18 protein-coding genes are annotated in these 16,569 nt (G+C 74.3%); 7 read left to right on the forward strand and 11 right to left on the reverse strand.

Annotated elements, in window-relative coordinates:
- Positions 1-57: 57 nt before the first annotated feature.
- Positions 58-951, reverse strand: a complete 894-nt coding sequence (locus AC6JBM_RS02820) for an ROK family protein (RefSeq protein ID WP_497982041.1) — start codon at positions 949-951, stop codon at positions 58-60.
- Positions 948-1,601: an N-acetylmannosamine-6-phosphate 2-epimerase gene (locus AC6JBM_RS02825; protein ID WP_350616443.1), complete on the reverse strand. Its 654-nt coding sequence runs from the start codon at positions 1,599-1,601 to the stop codon at positions 948-950. Before AC6JBM_RS02825 ends, AC6JBM_RS02820 begins: the two co-directional genes overlap by 4 nt.
- A 47-nt stretch (positions 1,602-1,648) precedes the next feature.
- Between AC6JBM_RS02825 and AC6JBM_RS02830 the strand changes: the two genes are divergently transcribed.
- On the forward strand, positions 1,649-2,386 hold the full coding sequence (locus AC6JBM_RS02830; protein ID WP_497982042.1) for a GntR family transcriptional regulator: 738 nt from the start codon (positions 1,649-1,651) through the stop codon (positions 2,384-2,386).
- A gap of 3 nt (positions 2,387-2,389) precedes the next feature.
- Here the strand turns inward: AC6JBM_RS02830 and AC6JBM_RS02835 are convergent, their stop codons facing one another.
- The 5 genes from AC6JBM_RS02835 to AC6JBM_RS02855 all read right to left on the reverse strand — a co-directional run bounded on the left by AC6JBM_RS02835 (position 2,390) and on the right by AC6JBM_RS02855 (position 6,226).
- Entirely contained in the window at positions 2,390-2,980 is a 591-nt protein-coding gene (locus AC6JBM_RS02835; protein WP_497982043.1) for a hypothetical protein, read from the reverse strand.
- A 107-nt stretch (positions 2,981-3,087) separates the two neighbouring features.
- Positions 3,088-3,678, reverse strand: a complete 591-nt coding sequence (locus AC6JBM_RS02840; RefSeq protein WP_497982044.1) for a TetR/AcrR family transcriptional regulator — start codon at positions 3,676-3,678, stop codon at positions 3,088-3,090.
- Between the two features lie 36 nt (positions 3,679-3,714).
- Complete coding sequence (locus tag AC6JBM_RS02845) at positions 3,715-4,404, reverse strand: nucleotidyltransferase domain-containing protein (RefSeq protein ID WP_497982045.1); 690 nt, start codon at positions 4,402-4,404, stop codon at positions 3,715-3,717.
- Positions 4,405-4,446: 42 nt separating this feature from the next.
- Positions 4,447-5,073, reverse strand: a complete 627-nt coding sequence (locus AC6JBM_RS02850) for a TetR/AcrR family transcriptional regulator (RefSeq protein WP_497982046.1) — start codon at positions 5,071-5,073, stop codon at positions 4,447-4,449.
- Positions 5,074-5,185: 112 nt separating this feature from the next.
- Complete coding sequence (locus AC6JBM_RS02855; protein ID WP_497982047.1) at positions 5,186-6,226, reverse strand: LacI family DNA-binding transcriptional regulator; 1,041 nt, start codon at positions 6,224-6,226, stop codon at positions 5,186-5,188.
- 121 nt (positions 6,227-6,347) lie between these two features.
- Here AC6JBM_RS02855 and AC6JBM_RS02860 point away from each other — a divergent pair, with 121 nt between their 5' ends.
- Entirely contained in the window at positions 6,348-7,268 is a 921-nt protein-coding gene (locus AC6JBM_RS02860; protein WP_497982048.1) for a DUF6807 domain-containing protein, read from the forward strand.
- 51 nt (positions 7,269-7,319) lie between these two features.
- On the opposite strand, the gene AC6JBM_RS02865 is transcribed toward AC6JBM_RS02860, so the two are convergent.
- Positions 7,320-8,462, reverse strand: coding sequence for an FAD-dependent oxidoreductase (locus tag AC6JBM_RS02865; RefSeq protein WP_497982049.1), 1,143 nt, complete (start codon positions 8,460-8,462; stop codon positions 7,320-7,322).
- 101 nt (positions 8,463-8,563) lie between these two features.
- The gene (locus AC6JBM_RS02870) at positions 8,564-9,247 is read right to left on the reverse strand and encodes a TetR/AcrR family transcriptional regulator (RefSeq protein WP_497982050.1); all 684 of its coding nucleotides are present in this window, start codon (positions 9,245-9,247) and stop codon (positions 8,564-8,566) included.
- A 294-nt stretch (positions 9,248-9,541) separates the two neighbouring features.
- Between AC6JBM_RS02870 and AC6JBM_RS02875 the strand changes: the two genes are divergently transcribed.
- The 3 genes from AC6JBM_RS02875 to AC6JBM_RS02885 all read left to right on the forward strand — a co-directional run bounded on the left by AC6JBM_RS02875 (position 9,542) and on the right by AC6JBM_RS02885 (position 12,056).
- Positions 9,542-9,913: a hypothetical protein gene (locus tag AC6JBM_RS02875; RefSeq protein ID WP_497982051.1), complete on the forward strand. Its 372-nt coding sequence runs from the start codon at positions 9,542-9,544 to the stop codon at positions 9,911-9,913.
- Between the two features lie 116 nt (positions 9,914-10,029).
- Complete coding sequence (locus tag AC6JBM_RS02880; RefSeq protein WP_497982052.1) at positions 10,030-11,187, forward strand: glycoside hydrolase family 27 protein; 1,158 nt, start codon at positions 10,030-10,032, stop codon at positions 11,185-11,187.
- Positions 11,188-11,225: 38 nt separating this feature from the next.
- Positions 11,226-12,056: a pentapeptide repeat-containing protein gene (locus AC6JBM_RS02885; protein WP_497982053.1), complete on the forward strand. Its 831-nt coding sequence runs from the start codon at positions 11,226-11,228 to the stop codon at positions 12,054-12,056.
- Here the strand turns inward: AC6JBM_RS02885 and AC6JBM_RS02890 are convergent.
- Complete coding sequence (locus AC6JBM_RS02890; RefSeq protein ID WP_497982054.1) at positions 12,053-12,730, reverse strand: FadR/GntR family transcriptional regulator; 678 nt, start codon at positions 12,728-12,730, stop codon at positions 12,053-12,055. The two genes, AC6JBM_RS02885 and AC6JBM_RS02890, sit on opposite strands and share 4 nt — an antisense overlap.
- A gap of 154 nt (positions 12,731-12,884) precedes the next feature.
- Between AC6JBM_RS02890 and AC6JBM_RS02895 the strand changes: the two genes are divergently transcribed.
- Positions 12,885-14,081, forward strand: a complete 1,197-nt coding sequence (locus tag AC6JBM_RS02895) for a sialidase family protein (RefSeq protein ID WP_497982055.1) — start codon at positions 12,885-12,887, stop codon at positions 14,079-14,081.
- Here AC6JBM_RS02895 and AC6JBM_RS02900 read toward each other — a convergent pair.
- Complete coding sequence (locus AC6JBM_RS02900) at positions 14,066-14,803, reverse strand: FadR/GntR family transcriptional regulator (RefSeq protein WP_497982056.1); 738 nt, start codon at positions 14,801-14,803, stop codon at positions 14,066-14,068. The genes AC6JBM_RS02895 and AC6JBM_RS02900 overlap by 16 nt on opposite strands.
- Before the next feature lie 144 nt (positions 14,804-14,947).
- Between AC6JBM_RS02900 and AC6JBM_RS02905 the strand changes: the two genes are divergently transcribed.
- Entirely contained in the window at positions 14,948-16,567 is a 1,620-nt protein-coding gene (locus AC6JBM_RS02905; protein WP_497982057.1) for an ABC transporter substrate-binding protein, read from the forward strand.
- The last annotated feature ends 2 nt before the right edge of the window (positions 16,568-16,569 follow it).

The raw sequence follows: 16,569 nt of genomic DNA on the forward strand, positions 1-16,569 counted from the left end.
GGGAGGAGTCCGCGGGGTAACGCGGGCTATACAGCGCGCGCCTTCCGGAGCACGCGCTCAGAGGAGCGGGCGGGCCGCTCCCGCGAGGACCGCCGCCGGGCCGAGGGCGGGGGAGCGGACCGGGACGCCGGCGACGCCGGGCAGGGCCGCGGCCCGCAGGGCGCCGAGCACCGCGGCGCGGAACGGCTCGCCGAGGCCGAGCACGCCGCCGCCGAGGACGATCGCGTCCGGGTCGAGGAGGTTCGCGGCCGCCGCGAGGCCGTGGCCCAGGATCTCGGCGGCGAAGGCGATCGCGGGGCTGCCGGCGGGCACGTCCTCCAGGCGCGGGGCCGTGTCCAGGCCGGCCCGGCGCGCGTGGTCGGCGGCGATCGCCGGGCCGGCCGCGTACGCCTCGACGTGGTCGACGCCCCCGCAGCCGCAGCGGCGGCCGAGGGACGCGGTCGCCGGGAGGTGCCCGATGCTGCCGGCCAGGCCCAGCCGGCCGGTCAGCAGCGAGCCGCCGGCGACGAGCGCGCCGCCGATGCCCGTGCCCACGGCCACCACGAGCGCGGTGCCGGCCCCGGCCGCGGCGCCCCAGGCGGCCTCGGCGACGGCCATCGCGTGCACGTCGTTGCGGACGAGCACGGTGACGCCGAGGGCCTCGGTGAGCGCGGCGCGCACGTCGGTCCCGGCCCAGCCCGGCAGCGAGTCGGTCGCGTGCGAGATGCGGCCGTGCGGGTCGACGGCGCCGGCGGTGCCGACGCCGCAGCCGGCCACGGCAGCGTCGCCGATGACCCGGCGGCCGAGGCCCGCGGCGGCGCGCAGGACGGCGGCCGGGCCCTCTCGGGCGGGCGTGGGCACGCGGTGCAGGGGGCCGGTGGTGCCGTCGGCGTACACGAGCGCGGCGGCGATCTTCGTGCCGCCGATGTCGATGCCGAGCGCGGTGCCCTTCCCCGGCGGCGCCGGGTTCATCGCTGGGTGGCGGCGACCAGGCCGCGGGTCAGGGCGAGCGGGTCCGTGATCGCCGTACCGACGACGACCGCGAAGGCACCGAGGGCGAACGCGTGCCGCAGGTGCGCCGTGGTGGCGAGCCGGCCCTCGGCGACCGTGCGCACCCCGCTCGTGGCGAGGTCCGCCACGAGCGCGAGGTCCGGCTGTGTCCCCTGTGGACTGTCCGCGGTGTAGCCGGACAGCGTCGTCGCCACGAGCTCCGCGCCGGCCGCCCACGCCTCGAGCCCCTGCGCCTCGGTGGCGACGTCGGCCATGAGCGGGAGCCCGAGCCCGTGCACGCGGCGCACGAGCTCGGCCACGGGCAGGTCGCCGCGCCCGGTCGCCTCGGCGGCGATGACGTCGGCCCCGGCCGCGGCGAGGTCCTCGACGAGGGGCCAGTGGGGCGTGATGAGGTACCGATCCGGCGCCTTGACCTTGTGGAGCCCGATCACCGGCAGGTCGACGACGGCCTTGACGGCCCGCACGTCCCCGGGCGAGTTCACCCGGACGGCCACCGCCCCGCCGAGCGCCGCGCACTGCGCCAGCCGCGCGATCACGTCCGGCGTGCGCAGCGGATGGCCGTCGGGCGCCTGACACGACACCACGAGCCCGCCGGCGATCGCGTCCAGCATGCGGTACCTCCATAAGTGGTCTAGTCCATTTACGCTAACATCATGCGGTGACCAAGCACGAGCGGCTCCACGCGCATCTCGAAACGCTCATTCAGGGCGGGATTGGTCCAGACCAACGCTTACCGCCCGAGCGCGAGCTGGCCGAGGCGTTCGGCGTGAGCCGCATGACCGTCCGGCACGCGCTGGATCGCCTGGAGCGGGAGCGCCGGGTGTACCGCGTGCAGGGCGCCGGCACCTTCGTGGCCCGCCCGCCGATCGCCAAGACGATCGAGCTGACGTCCTTCACCGAGGACATGCGCCGCCGAGGGCTCGTCCCCGGCTCGCTGCTGCGCGTCTTCGAGACCGTCGCCGCCGGCCCGGAGATCGGCTACGCCCTGTCGCTGAGCCCCGCGGACGAGGTCGTGCACGTGGAGCGGGTGCGGACGGCGGACGGCATCCCGATGTGCCTGGAGCACGCGTACCTCCCCGCCGCGCTGGTGCCGGGCCTCACGACGCTCGAGGGTTCGCTCTACTCGGAGCTGCACCGGCGGTACCGAATCCGGATCACGCACGCGGAACAGTCCATCCGCGCGACCGTCCTGGACCAGGAGGCGGCGGCCCGGCTCGACGCCCCGCCGTTCAGCCCGGCCCTGCTCGTGGAGCGCACCGCGTTCGACGAGCGCGACCGCCCCGTCGAGCGCGCGATGTCGACGTACCGCGGCGACCGCTACTCCTTCGAGATCGCCGTCACGACAGCGGCGGCCGGCTCTCCTGCGAGAGCCGGCCGCCGATCGGGGGGCGAGTAGCAGTCAGATGAGCCAGCGGTTGCGCTGGACGATGGGGAGCTTGGCCCACCGCTTGCCGAGGCCCCAGGTCTGGCCGGCGTAGGCGGCGGCGAGGACGATCATCGCGATGGCGTAGACGACGTGGTAGTCGGTGAGGGGGTTGGTCGAGCCGGTGGGTGCGCCTTTGGCGGTGTGCTGGGCGAGGGGGAACTCGGCGAGCCACATGAAGGCCATGAGCAGGGTGCCGGAGGCGGCGGCGATGCGCATGCCGATGCCGGCGGTGAGGGCGAGGCCGATGCCGAGCAGGCCGAGCATGAAGCCCCAGTTCGCGTACCAGGTGCCGGCGATGGTGTGGAAGAAGCCCTGCAGGGGGCCGGCGTCGACGTTGGCGAGGAAGCCCTTGGTGGGGCTGCCGCCGTTGATCCAGGCCTTGGCCGACGGGGTCGAGTAGCCGAGGCCGAGGAGCTTGTCGGCGAACGCCCACAGGAAGACGAAGCCGGTCGCGTACCGCAGCACCGCCAGGCCGCGGGCCGCCGCCTTGGTCAGCATGCTCCCGGGGGCCTCGACCCGCTCGAGGTGGCTGGCTGCGGTGTGGTTGATGTGCGAGGTGCTCATGGCTCTCGGCCTCCTGCCGCGCTCTCTCTTTGACACCAACAGCGTCGCAAGAGCGAGGGCTCCGGCACCGGTGCCGAAGCGACCGACCCGGCGGGACCAACGGCCCCTCAGCGACCGGGACCCATGGGCAGCATGGCGGCGATCAGGTCGCGCAGCGGGCCGGCCAGGGCGTCGCGATCCGCGGACTGCAGCGGCTCCATCGCGCCGACCGAGCGCAGCAGCACGATGCCGAGCGAGGCGGCGAGGACCATCTGGGCGCGCAGCAGCACCTCCTCGTCGCCGGGTTCGCGCCCCGCGGCGGCCGCGAGCCGCTCGGCGGAGGTGCGCAGGACGCCGCGGCGGATCTCGTCGGCGCGCTCGTCGCCGGAGGAGCGCAGCAGCAGCGCGAGCTGGCCGGGCGCGCCCTCGGGCCCGATCCGCGCGGCCTGATCGGCGATCACCAGGTGTACCTCCCGCAGCGGCACGTCCCCCGTCTCGCGCCGCAGCTCGTCGACCGCCGCGGTCAGGCAGGCCTCGAACAGCCCTTCCTTCGACACGAAGTACCGCGCGATGAGCGCCACGTTGACGCCCGCGTCCTCGGCGATGTCCCGCAGCGTCGTGGTCCGGTACCCGTCCCGCGCGAACCGCGCCCGCGCGGCGTCGAGCAGCAGCGCGCGCGTCTTGGCGGCGTCCCGGCGTCGGTTCGGGGGCGCGGTCATCCGGATACGGTACCCGCTACCAGCAGCGCGCCCGGCTCAGCGTACGTCGTAGTGGGCGCGCCGGACGCGCAGGAGCCACCGCTCGACGACCTCCTCGTCGGGCTGGTCGGGCAGCGGGGAGCGGATCGCGTCGAAGCCGGCCTCGTACTCGGCCAGGGTGCGCCGGGCCAGGTCGATGTCGCCCGCGGCGACGCGCTCGCCGAAGTCGCGGAACGGCCGCGGGTCCTCCAGGCGGATCAGCAGCTCGCCGGTGCGGTACAGGTGCCGGCCCTGCCAGCACAGCCGCAGCAGGTGCCGGGCGTGCTTCGCGGTGCGGCGGGCGGTGTCGGAGCTGAACGTGCCGTCGCCGCGGTGCTCCAGGCGGCGGAACTGCTGGGTGGCGTACCCGAGGTAGGCATCGCGGATGCGCTTGGCCGACAGGAACGCGGTACGGATGCCGATGAGCTCGTCGCCGAGCTCCGTGCGCACCTCGTAGAGCTCCGCGGGCAGCCACATGAGCTCGGACACCGTCGGGTTGCCGCCGAGCGCGAGGCGGCAGTACTTCGCGGCCTCGTGCCGGGTCACGTCGGGCGCCCTGCTCACGCGGCTCTCGGCCGGCGTGTGCAGGCCGAGCAGCCGGATCGTCGGCGCGGCGAACAGGCCGAGCCGGTCGACGTCGGAGTCCGGCCCGGCGAGCCCGTAGGCGGTCGACCCGACGATGCCCTGCAGCAGGTTGGCGTCATCCACGGCAACGATGCTCGCCGCGCGGGCGGCCCACTGTCGCCCGAATTACGGCTGGTGCCCGAGCAGCGCCACGCACAGCCCGGTCAGGTGGTCGACGAGCGGCTCGGCGGGGTCGCGCATGTCGCGCCAGACCCAGTCGATCAGCACCTCGCTGACGCCGGCGATCAGCGCCAGGACCGTGCGCTCGTAGCGCACCGAGTCCGCACGCAGTTTCGGCGCCAGGGGCGCGAGCACCCGGCCGAACAGCTCCGCCTCCTCGCGCAGCACCCCGCGCCGGCGCAGCTCCATCCGGGGTGCGTTGATGTAGACGATCCGGGCGCGCTCGGGGTGCTCGGCCAGCAGCCGCACCAGCGCGGCCAGCATCGGGCGCAGCGCCGCGTCGAGGCCGTCCGCGCGGTGGGGCGCCGCGGCCGCGACCTCGGTCAGCAGCCAGCCGTTGACCTCGCGGTGCAGGGTGAGCACGAGCGCGTCGCGGTCGGCGAAGTGGTCGTAGAAGTACCGCTTCGAGACCCTGGCGAGGGCGCACACATCGGCGACGGTCACATCGTCGTAGTCCCGGCCCGCGAACAGCTGCACCGCCGCCGCCACGAGCCGCTCCCGCCGGTCCGCGGCCCGCTCCTCCCGGCTCTGCCCGCCGTAGGTCTCGCCGCGCCCGGACGGCCGTTCGGCCACCCGCCACCTCCACGTCGCCGCCCCCACCCGAATCCGGACACCGTACCCGAAGCTCGCCCGGGGTAATCCATCGGAGTTTTCGGTAAGGCGCGGCAACGTTTCCGTGGAAGTTTCACGCCGGCGGCGCGGTGCTCTCCCGCAGTACGAGCGACGTGGCGAGCTCGACCCGCGACGGCTCGACCGGCTGCCCGGCCGCGAGCCGCAGCACCATCTCGGCCGCCGCCCGCCCCATGCCCGCGAACGGCTGGCGCACGGTGGTCAGCGGCGGCCCGCACCAGCGCGCCACCTCCAGGTCGTCGAAGCCGACGACGCTGAGATCCTCGGGCACCCGCAGCCGCGCGCGGCGGGCCGCGTCGTACACCCCGAGCGCCTGCAGGTCGTTGCCGCACAGGATCGCCGTCGGGCGGTCCCGCCGGGCCAGCAGCTCGGCGCCGAGCGCGGCGCCGTCCTCGAACGCGAAGCGCCCGCTGCGCACCAGCCCGGGGTCCAGCGCCTCGCCCGCCGTCTCCAGCGCGGCCCGCGCGGCCTCCAGCCGCGCCCGGGAGCACATGAACTGCGCCGGCCCGGTGATGAGGGCGATGCGCCGGTGCCCGAGGTCGAGCAGGTGCCGGGCCGCGGCGATCCCGCCGGACCAGTTCGTGGCGCCCACCGACGGGGTGTCGTGCACCGGCTCGCCGGTCGGGTCGAGCACCACGAGGGGCACGCCGCTGGCCGTGAGCTGCTGGTAGTACTGCCCGCGATAGGCCGAGTGCACCGCGATCACGCCGGTCGGGCGGCGCGCCAGCAGCAGGTCGGCGGTGCGGCGCCCGGCCCGCGGGGCGCGCCCCTGCAGGTCGGTGAAGCCGACGGTCAGGCCGCGGTCGCGCACGACCTCCTCGACCCCGCGCATGATCTCGACCGCGAGGTGGCTCTCCAGGCCGGAGAAGGCGACCTCGACGATCGGCAGCGCGCTGGTCGCGTCGGTGCGCCGGTACCCGTGCTCGCGCAGCAGCGCCTCGACGCGCTCGCGGGTGTCGACCGCGATGCCGGAGCGACCGTTCAGAACTTTCGAGACCGTCGGCGGCGACACCCCGGCCAGCCGTGCGATCGCGGCCACGGTCACCGTGCCCCGCGGCCGCCGCCCGCCCCTGGGCTCGGGATTCGTCTCGGTCATGCCCGCATGATAGGCCGCGCCCGGACGGCATTGACGAGCGTTGCCGGCGACCGTACGGTGTGGAAACGTTTCCGGTAAATGTATGAATGTTTCGAAACGCGATGGCGCCGGAGGGGGCCGCATGAGCACCGTACCCGGGACCGTGACCGCCGGCCTCGCCTTCGCGCTGTGGCAGGACGCCTCGCTGCGGGTCACCTGGCGCGGCCGTGAGTTGTTCCGGTACGTCTACCGCGTCCGCGGGCCCCAGATGGAGTCGCCGCGGCCCTACCTGCATCCGATCCGCACCCTCGGCGGCCGGCTCGTGAGCCTGTACCGCCCGCACGACCACGTCTGGCACAAGGGCCTGTCGCTGGCGCTGCCGAACGCGGGGCCGGACAACTTCTGGGGCGGCCCGACCTTCCGCCGCGACCACGGCGGCTACGTCCAGCTGCCCAACAACGGCACCCAGCGGCACGAGTGCTTCGAGGCGCTCGACGCCGGCGACCGGACCCTGCGCGCGGTCCAGCGGCTGCGCTGGCTGACCCAGGACGGGCGGGAGGCGTTCACCGAGCGCCGCGGGCTGACGGTCACGGTCCTGCCGCACCGCGCGGCCTGGCGCCTCGAGCTCGACACCGTCCTGCGCAACGCCGGCCCGGACGCGGTCGGCATCGGCAGCCCGCAGACCGAGGGCCGCGCCGGGGCCGGCTACGGCGGGCTGTGCTGGCGCGGGCCGCGCAGCTTCACCGGGGGCAGGGTGCGCACCCCGGACGCGGCCGGCGGCGACGACCTCAACGGCGTCCGGGCGCCGTGGCTCGCGTTCACCGGGCGGCACGACGGCGACGGCGGCGCCTCGACGGTGCTGTTCGCCGACGACCCGGCCAACGCCGGGCACCCGTCGGCGTGGTTCGTGCGCAGCGCCGCCTACGCGGTGGTGGGCCCGGCCCCGTTCGCGGACGCGCCGGTGCGGCTGGAGGCCGGGGCGCGGCTGCGGCTGCGGTACGGCATCGTCTTCGCCGACGGCGAGCTCGGCGAGGACGAGTGCGCGGCCCTGGCCCGGGCGTGACCCGCAGACGCGGCGGGTGTGGTGCCGGGGCTCACCACACCCGCCGTCCGGTCACTGCCCGGCGGCGGCGTACGCGGCGAACTGGTCGATGAGGCCCTGCGGCGCGTCGTCGCGGAAGCAGATCTCCAGGTTCGCCGCGGCCTCCCGGGCCGCGTCCGCGCTGCGCGGGAAGAGCTCGGCCTCGTACGCCGCCAGCGCCCCCTCCGGGTCGCCCGGGTGCGCCACGATCGCCTTGCCGAGCGCCGCGCCGTCGAACATCGCGAGGTTGGCCCCCTCGCCGGCGAACGGCGACATGAGGTGGGCGGCGTCGCCGAGCAGCGTCACGCCCGGCACCCGGTCCCACCGCAGCCCGGCGGGCAGCACGTTGATCGCCCGGGGCACGACCGGCCCGTCGGCGTCCGTGATGAGCGCCCGAAGCCGCGGCGACCACCCGTCGAACTGCGAGACGAGGAGCGTGCGGGGGTCGCCGCTGCCGCCGAAGCCGGCCGTCGCGGCCCAGTCCTCGGCCACGCGCAGCGCGACGTAGACGTGCAGGCTGCCGTCGGTCTCCCGGTGCGCGAGGAACCCCTTGCCCGGCCCGAGCGCGAACAGCATCCCGCCGCCGACGACCTCGGCGGCGCCGGGATGCCGCGCGTCGGCATCGAGCAGGTCGACCTCGAAGAAGGTGACCCCCGCGTAGGCCGGCCGGGCGTCGGTGACCAGCGGGCGGATCCGCGACCAGGCCCCGTCGGCGCCCACGAGCAGATCGGTGGTCTCGGTGCCGCCGTCCCCGAGCGTCAACTGGTGCCGCCCGTCCCCGATCGCCGCGACCGAGGTGACGGCGCCGCCCCACCGGATGGTGCCCTCGGGCAGCGAGCCGATGAGCATGCTCCGCAGCTGCCCGCGATCGACCTCGGGCCGCCCGCCGTGCCCGTCGTCGGCCTCCTCGACCCGCACGGCGGCGTGCCGGTCGAGGATGCGCATGGCCTCCCCGCCGGGGTGGATGATCCGCCGGAACTCCTCGAACAGCCCGGCCTCCCGCAGCGCGACCTGCCCGTTGTAGTCGTGGATGTCGAGCATCCCCCCTTGCGTGCGCGCGCCGGCCGAGGCGTCGCGCTCGTAGACGGTGGCCGCGATCCCGTGCACGTGGAGCACCCGGGCGAGGGTGAGCCCGCCGAGCCCCCCGCCGACGATGCCGATCCGTAGCTGCTCCATCGCGCCGCTCCTCCCGTGGGTCCCGCTTGACTGTGACGAACGCGTTCGTGACGAATGCGTTCTACGATCGCCTGCCGATGCCCGGGAACCCGGGCGTCGGATCAGCGGCCGGGCGTGGGCGCGCCGGCGATTCCGTTCAGGAGGGCCTCGAAGGCCCATCGCTGGCGCTGCTCGACGGTGCCGGAGAACAGCTCGTCGCGCGTGCGGCCCAGGTTCGGGTAGGCGTCTTCGGGCGCCTCGCGCACCGACTGGGTCTGCAGGCTGACCTCGCCGTCGGCCTCGGCCGACTCGTCCCGGGTGCCCTGCTCGGCGGCGGTCGCCGTGGCCAGCTGGAGCAGCAGGTCGACGCCCCAGGCGGCCTGGCGGACCGGGACGCCGCCGGCCAGCAGCAGCCCCAGCAGCTCGTCGACCAGCCGCAGGTAGTTGGGGCCGGACGGCCGCAGGGTGAGCACGGAGCGGGCGAGGCTGGGCTGGCCGTGCAGGATCGCGGTGTAGCCCGACAGCAGTTCGACGGCCCCGTCGCGCCACTCGGTGCCGGGCAGCGGCAGGGCCAGCCCGAACAGCAGCTCGTCGAGGAGCGCGCCGTGCAGTTCGGCGGTGTTGTGCAGGTAGACGTAGAGCGAGGCCGGTCCCGTGTCCAGCTCCGCCGCCAGCCGGCGCATGGTGACGCGCTCGAGGCCCTCCTCGCGCATGACGCGCAGCGCCACCGACACGACGCCGGCCCGGCTCAGGGGCGGCTTGGCGGGGCGGTCGCGCCGGCTGACCGGGACTCGGCGAGGGCTCATGAACACGATCGTAACGAACGCGTTCGTCGGTGCCAAGTCCGCCGCCCGCTGCCGTCCGCCGGTCGCCGCCCGTTGCGTGCCGATCGTCGCGGGCAGGGCGGGGCAGACCAGGGCAGAGCAGGGCCGGGCGGGGCGGGGCCGGGCGGGGGCAGGGCGGGGCAGGGCGGGGCGGGGCAGGGCGGGGCCGGTATGCGGCCGGTCGCGGTGCGTCCCGGGTCGGCGGTCATCGGGCGGTGGGCCTGCCACGAATGCGCCGGGGCACCGCAGCGAGCGCCGGGGATCTACCCTGTCGCCATGCCGCCGAGCCTCGACTGCGTCAGCTCCCTGCCCGCCTTACGCGCGGCCGACCTGCGCGAAGTCGCCGCGGCCGTGCTCTGGCTCGGCTTCGGGCACAAGCGCGCGCAGGCCCGGCCGGTGCTGAACCTACTCGAGGTGCAGGCGACCATCGCGCGCAAGGTCCCCGAGGTGGCGATCCGCATGCTGCGCAGCGGGCCCGGCGCCGAGGAGGCGCGCGAGATCCTGCTCGAGGCGCTGCAGGTGCTCGAACACAACCGGCTCGTGCTGTGGCGCTGGACCGGCGAGGACTACACCGCCGAGTCGATCGCGCTCACCCGCCGCGGCCGGGAGGCCCTGGCGAGCGCGGACCCCGGGGCCTACATCGCCTGACCCCCAGCGGATCGTGAGCCCGCTGCCAGGAAGCGGGCGCGGAACTCACGGCCTGCATCGCCTGAGCCCCGGCGGATTGTGAGCCCGCTGCCAGGAAGCGCCGCTACGGTCGGGGCATGGCGACGGTACGGCGGGCGTGCGCGCTGCTGCTCGTGCTCCTGCTCGGGGCCTTGCCCGGTGGATCGGCCGCATCCGTGCCGCGGTGGGACAACGGGCTGGCCCGCACCCCGCCGATGGGCTGGAACGACTACAACGCGTTCGGCCTCGACGTCACCGAGGACCTCGTCCGGCGCACCGCCGAGCGGATGGTCTCCGCGGGGCTGCGCGACGCCGGATACGAGTACGTCAACGTCGACGACGCCTGGATGGCCGCGACCCGCGACGCCGGCGGCAACCTCCAGGCCGACCCGGCCCGGTTCCCGCACGGCATCAAGGCCCTCGCCGAGTACGTGCACGGGCTCGGGCTGAAGCTCGGCATCTACGCGGACGCCGGCACGCAGACCTGCGGCGGCCTGCCCGGCAGCCTCGGGCACGAGCAGCGCGACGCGCGGCAGTTCGCGGCCTGGGGCGTCGACTACCTCAAGTACGACACCTGCAACGCGAACGGGGTGCCGGCCCGGCAGCGGTACGCCGCGATGCGCGACGCCCTCGCGGCGACCGGCCGGCCCATCGTCTACAGCATCTGCAACTGGGGCGCCGAGCGCGTCTGGGCGTGGGGGAGCGGCTACGGCAACCTGTGGCGGACCACCCTCGACATCCGGCCCACCTTCGACAGCCTCCTCGACGTCTTCCACGCCACCGTCGGGCTCTCCGGCTACGCGGGCCCGGGCGGCTGGAACGACCCCGACATGCTCGAGGTCGGCAACGGCATGACCCGCACCGAGGACCGCGCGGAGCTGAGCCTGTGGGCGATGCTGGCCGCGCCGCTCATCACCGGCGCGGACCTCACCACCGCCTCGGCCGGCACGCTCGCCGACCTCACCAACCCGGCCGTCATCGCCGTCGACCAGGACCCGCTCGGCCGCCCGGCGACGCTGGTCTCGTCCCGCGCCGGCCTCGACGTGCTGGTGAAGAACCTCGCGAACGGGGACGTGGCGGTGCTGCTGTTCAACGAGACCGGCACGGACGCGGCGATGTCGTGGACGGTCCCGGGCGCGACCGCCGTGCGCGAGCTGTGGACGGGCACGGCGAGCACGGCGAGCACGGAGGTGGCGGCCCGGGTGCCCGCGCACGGGGTGGCGATGTTCCGGGTGGGGAGGGCGGGAGCCAAGTAGCGTCGCGACCACTTGACCGCATCGGTGACCATGATGGTGTGCGACGACCCGTGCTGGTGGTGCTGATCGTGCTCGTGTCCGCGGCGGCGGGCCTCGCCGCGGTGCTGCTCCTGCCGCCGTTCGTGGTCGACCACGACCTGGGCCGCACCTCGGTCGGCGCGAACGAGCGGCTCACGGCCATCAACAACGCCCGGACCGTCATGCTGCAGGCGCTGGGGGCGGTGATTCTCGCCCTGGGCGCCTACGCCACCTGGCACCGGCTGCGCATCAACGAGGAGGAGCTGCGGCTGAGCCGCAGCGCGCAGACCACCGAGCGGTACTCGCGCGCGGTCGAGCACCTGGGCCACGACTCCGTGGACGTGCGCATCGGCGGCGTCTACGCCCTCGAGCAGATCGCCGGGCAGTCCCCGCCGGACCGCGACGCCATCGTCGAGATCCTGCGCGCCTACGTGCGCGGGCACTCGCCGTGGCCGCCCGGGCTCCCCGGCCAGCCGCCCGCCGCCGCGCCCGTGGCGGACCTGCCCACCCTGGCGATGCGGGCCGGTGACGTGCAGGCGGCCCTCACCGTGCTCGCCCGCCTGCACACCGCGGACAGCCCGGCGATGCAGGTCCCGCGCACCGACCTGCGGCACGCCCGGATGAGCGGGCTGGCCCTGCGCGGCGCGAACCTCGGCCACGCCGCGATGCAGCGGGCCCGGCTGGCCGGCACCGACCTGCGCGACAGCATCCTCGAGGGTGCCGACCTGCGCGGCACCGACCTCGCCGCGGTCCGGCTGGACGGCGCCGTCGCGGACGCGGGCACCCGCTGGCCCGACGGCTTCGACCCGGTGGCCGCCGGCGTCGTGATCCCGGCCCGGGACGGGGCTTAGGTCGCCGCGGCCCGGGCCTCGGCCTGGATGATGCGCTGCTTCACGTCCCGGAAGTGCAGGCGCATCGCCTCCCGGGCCGCCTCCGGGTCCCGGTCCCGCAGCGCGTCCACGATCCGCCGGTGGTTGGCCACCGTCTGCGCGATGCGGTCCTCGGGCGGCGCGAGCAGGCCCTGGACCTCGTGGTACACGTCCCAGAACATCCCGATGAGCTGCAGCACGAGCTCGTTGCCGCAGCCCTCGTAGAGCAGCGCGTGGAACGCCCGGTCCGCGGCGGGGTCGTGGGCCATCCCGCTGACCAGGGCGTTGAGCGCGGCGAAGCGGGCCTCGCTGACGGTGCCGGCGACGGAGCCGATGAGCCCGGTCTCCAGCAGCTCGCGCACCTCGACCAGGTCGTGCAGGGCCCGCACGCCGCCGGGGCCGGTGCGCACCCGGAAGGTCAGCGACGGGGCGAGGACGTCCAGCGGGGCGCGGCCGACGAAGGTGCCGAAGCCGTGGCGGATCTCCACGATCCCGAGCGCCTGCAGGGCCCGCACCGCCTCCCGCACGCTGTTGCGGCTCGCCCCGAGCAGGTCCATGAGCTGCGGCTCGGTCGGCATCGGCGCGCCCGGCGGCAGCTCGCGGTCGTGGATGAGCTCGACGATGCGGTCCTGCACCGTCGCTCCTCGTCTGGCCATCCGCAGAACATCCCACGTCCGGAGCCGGAACGGTAGCGGCGTTCGGGCGATGTAACGCTCCCGACACTCTTGACGGTCGATGCCGCGGGCTTCTAGGGTCCGGAGCGAGACAGGGGACGTCCTACGTCCCACCTCGTCCCCGAGAGGTGTACGCATGCAACGACCGCTCATCCTGACCGCCACCGGCCTTGGACTGCTCGCCCTGCTCGGCTCCGCGCCGGCCGCCGCCGAGCCGCAGCGCGCGCGACCCGGGTGCGACGGCTCGGTGCCGTACCGCGCCAACACCGAGGGCTACTCCGCCTTCCGCATCCCCGCCGTCGTCAAGGCCCGCTCGGGCGCGATCCTCGCCTTCGCCGAGGGGCGCAAGGGCGGCCTGTCCGACGCCGGCGACATCGACCTGGTGCTCAAGCGCTCCACCGACGGCGGGTGCACGTGGGGCCCGCTGCGGGTGGTGTACGACAGCGGCGCCAACACCTCCGGCAACCCCGCGCCGGTGGTGACCGCGTCCGGGCGGGTGGTGCTGCTCTCGACGTACAACGCCGGCACCGCCACCGAGGCCGCCATCATGCGCGGCGAGGTGACGGCCGAGCAGAGCCGCCGCGTCTTCGTCCAGCACAGCGACGACGACGGCGCCACCTGGAGCGCCCCGGCCGAGCTCACGGCGACGGCGAAGCGGCCGGACTGGCGGTGGTACGCCACCGGCCCCGGCCACGCCGTCCGCCTCACCAAGGGCGCGCACAAGGACCGGCTCGTGGTCCCGGCCAACCACTCCGCCGCCCCGCCCGCCGGGTCGCCCGACGCCGGCACCGAGGCCAAGTACTACGGCGCGCACGACCTCATCAGCGACGACAACGGCGCGACCTGGCGCATCGGGTTCGTCGACGGCACCTACGACGGCGTCGTGAACGCCAACGAGTCCAGCGCGGCGGAGCTGCCGGACGGGCGGCTGTACTGCAACGCCCGCGACCAGAACGGCACCGCGCCCGGCAACCGGCTCGACGCCGTGAGCCTCGACGGCGGGCAGAGCCTGAGCCCGGCCTACTACCGTCCACAGGGGACGATCACCGGGCCGGTCGTGCAGGGCAGCGTGCTGCAGGTGACCGGGCGCAACGCGGCGCTGGTCTACTCCGGGCCCGCCGACCCGGCCGCCCGGGCGGTCATGACGCTGCGGGTCAGCCGCGACGGGGGCGCCACGTTCACGCCGGCGCTGGCGCTGTCGGGGCTGCCCGCGGCGTACAGCGACCTCGTCCAGCTCGACGACGCGACGCTCGGGGTGCTGTACGAGACCGGCGACCTCGGCGCGAACGAGACCATCGCCTTCCGGCGGGTCGCGACTCAGTCGCTGGGCTGAGCCTGCCGCAGCCGGGCGAGGCGGCCCCGCACGCCCGCGAAGTGCGCCCGCATCGCCGTCGCCGCCGCGGCCTTGTCCCCGGCGGCGACGGCGTCGCGGATGTCGCGGTGCACGCGCGCCACGTCGTGCGGCGGCTCGTCCGGCTCGCCGAGGTCGTCGTGCAGCTGGTGGTACACGTCCCAGAACGCCCCGAGCAGCTGCCCGACCAGCGGGTTGTCCAGCGGGCGGTAGAGCACGTCGTGGAAGCGCTTGTCGGTCTCCGGCGACACCATGCCCGCCTCGGCCTCGGCCTCCATCATGGCCAGGACCTCGTCCACCGGCCCGCACTCCGGCGCCGCCAGGCCGTCGATGAGCAGCTGCACCAGCCCGCTCTCGAGGGCCTCGCGGATCTCGATCAGGTGCCCCAGGTGGCTCGGCCGGTCGCCGGCGGTGATCCGGCCGTGGAAGGCGAGCTCGTCGACGAGCCCGTTGAGGGACATGCGCCCGACGAACATGCCGAAGCCGTGCCGGATGTCGACGATGCCGACGGCCTGCAGCGCCTTGAGCGCCTCGCGCACCGCGTTGCGCCCGACGCCGAGCTCCTCGACGAGCTCCGACTCGGTCGGCAGGGAGTCGCCGGCCGACAGCCCGCGGCGGACGATGAGCTCCTTGACCTCGTCCTGCACCTCGTGCGCCCGGCTGCGCCGCCGGTTGCCCAATCGATCGCTGCGCGCGGTGGTCATGCCGCTCCCCAGGGTTGACGTTGGTGGGACATCCTACGACCCCACTTGACCGATGTGTAGAGACGGTCCTAGCCTCCACACTACGACAGGACATGGGATGTGGGACGTCCAATGTTCCGCAATTCCGATCACATAGGAGGCACCGTGCACACCCCGGCTTCACGGCACGTGTTCAGCCGCCGCGACTTCCTGCGGTATTCCGGCGCCCTCGGCGCCGCCGCCACCATCAGCTCCTCGCTGGCCGCGTGCGGAGGCCCGGCCTCGACCGGCTCCTCCGGCAGCGGCGGGGACAAGGACCTCATCACCGCCGTCATCGGCTACGGCAACGACCAGAGCTGGGACCCGACCATGACGGCGTCGGCGTTCTCGATGGCCGCCAACGTCCACATCTACGAGGGCCTGCTCGACACCGACCCGGTCACCCGCCAGCCCTACCCGGCCCTGGCCACCGCCCTGCCGGCCGACGTCAACGCGACGACCTGGAAGTTCACCCTGCGCGACGGGGCCAAGTGGCACGACGACCAGCCCGTCACCGCCGACGACGTGCTGTTCACCTTCGAGCGCGTGCTCGACCCGAAGGCCAACGTGGTCATCGGCTCGTTCTTCCGGGCCTGGCTCGACACCGTGCGCAAGACCGGCGACCGCACGGTCGAGCTCGTCTTCAAGTTCCCGTTCCCCGACGCCGTCCAGCGCCTCACGATCGCCAAGATCATGCCGAAGCACGTCTTCGGCCAGGCCGGCGGCTGGGACGCGGCCAAGGCCGGCAAGGCGGTCGGCTCGGGTCCGTACAAGCAGACCTCGCACCAGCCGAAGTCCAACACCACGTTCGAGGCCTACGCCGGCTACAACGGGCCCCGCCCGGCCACGGTCAAGAAGATGAACTGGCTCAGCATCGTCGACGCCTCCGCCCGGGTCGCGAAGATCTCCGGCGGCGCGGCCGAGGCGCAGATCGCCGACAACGTGCCGTACGCGAACATCGACCAGCTCACCAAGGGCGGCCTGCAGGTCGAGGGCGGCAAGGGCATGAACCACATGTTCCTGATGTTCAACACGACGCAGAAGCCGTTCGACGACGTGCGGGTGCGCCAGGCGCTGTTCTACGCCATCGACACCAAGAAGATGATCGACGTGGCGCTCAAGGGCCACGGGACCGCGTCGACGAGCTTCCTGAACCCGGAGAACCCCTCCTACCGCCGGGCCTCCACGGTGTACGAGTACAACCCCGACAAGGCCAAGCAGCTGCTCGCCGACGCCGGGGTCACCGGCCTGACCATCTCGCTCATGGCCGTCAACGTCAGCTGGATCAGCGACTGCCTGCCGACGATCGCGAACTCCTGGGAGGCCGTGGGCATCAAGACCACGCTGCAGCCGCAGGACACCAGCGCCCTGTTCACCAAGATGGACCAGTCGCAGGGCTACCAGGTCGTGGCGGCCGCCTCCAACCCCAACCAGTTCGGCCTCGACGCCGACCTGATCATGCGGTACAACTACACGTCCGGCGGCACCTGGATGAAGTACACCAAGTGGGACAGCACCGCGGCCGCCAAGGACCTCTTCGCGAAGATGGACGCGGCCACCGCCGAGCCCGACGCCAAGAAGAAGCTGGACCTGACCCAGCAGTACCTCGACACCATCGCCGAGCAGGCGGTGCTCTATCCGGTCGTGCACACCGAGCTGATGACCGCGTGGGACTCGCACAAGCTCACCGGGGTCCGCGCCCAGGGCTACCCGGGCATCAACCTCCTGCAGGCCAAGCGCACATGATC

It is taken from the genome of Dactylosporangium thailandense (assembly GCF_059739745.1).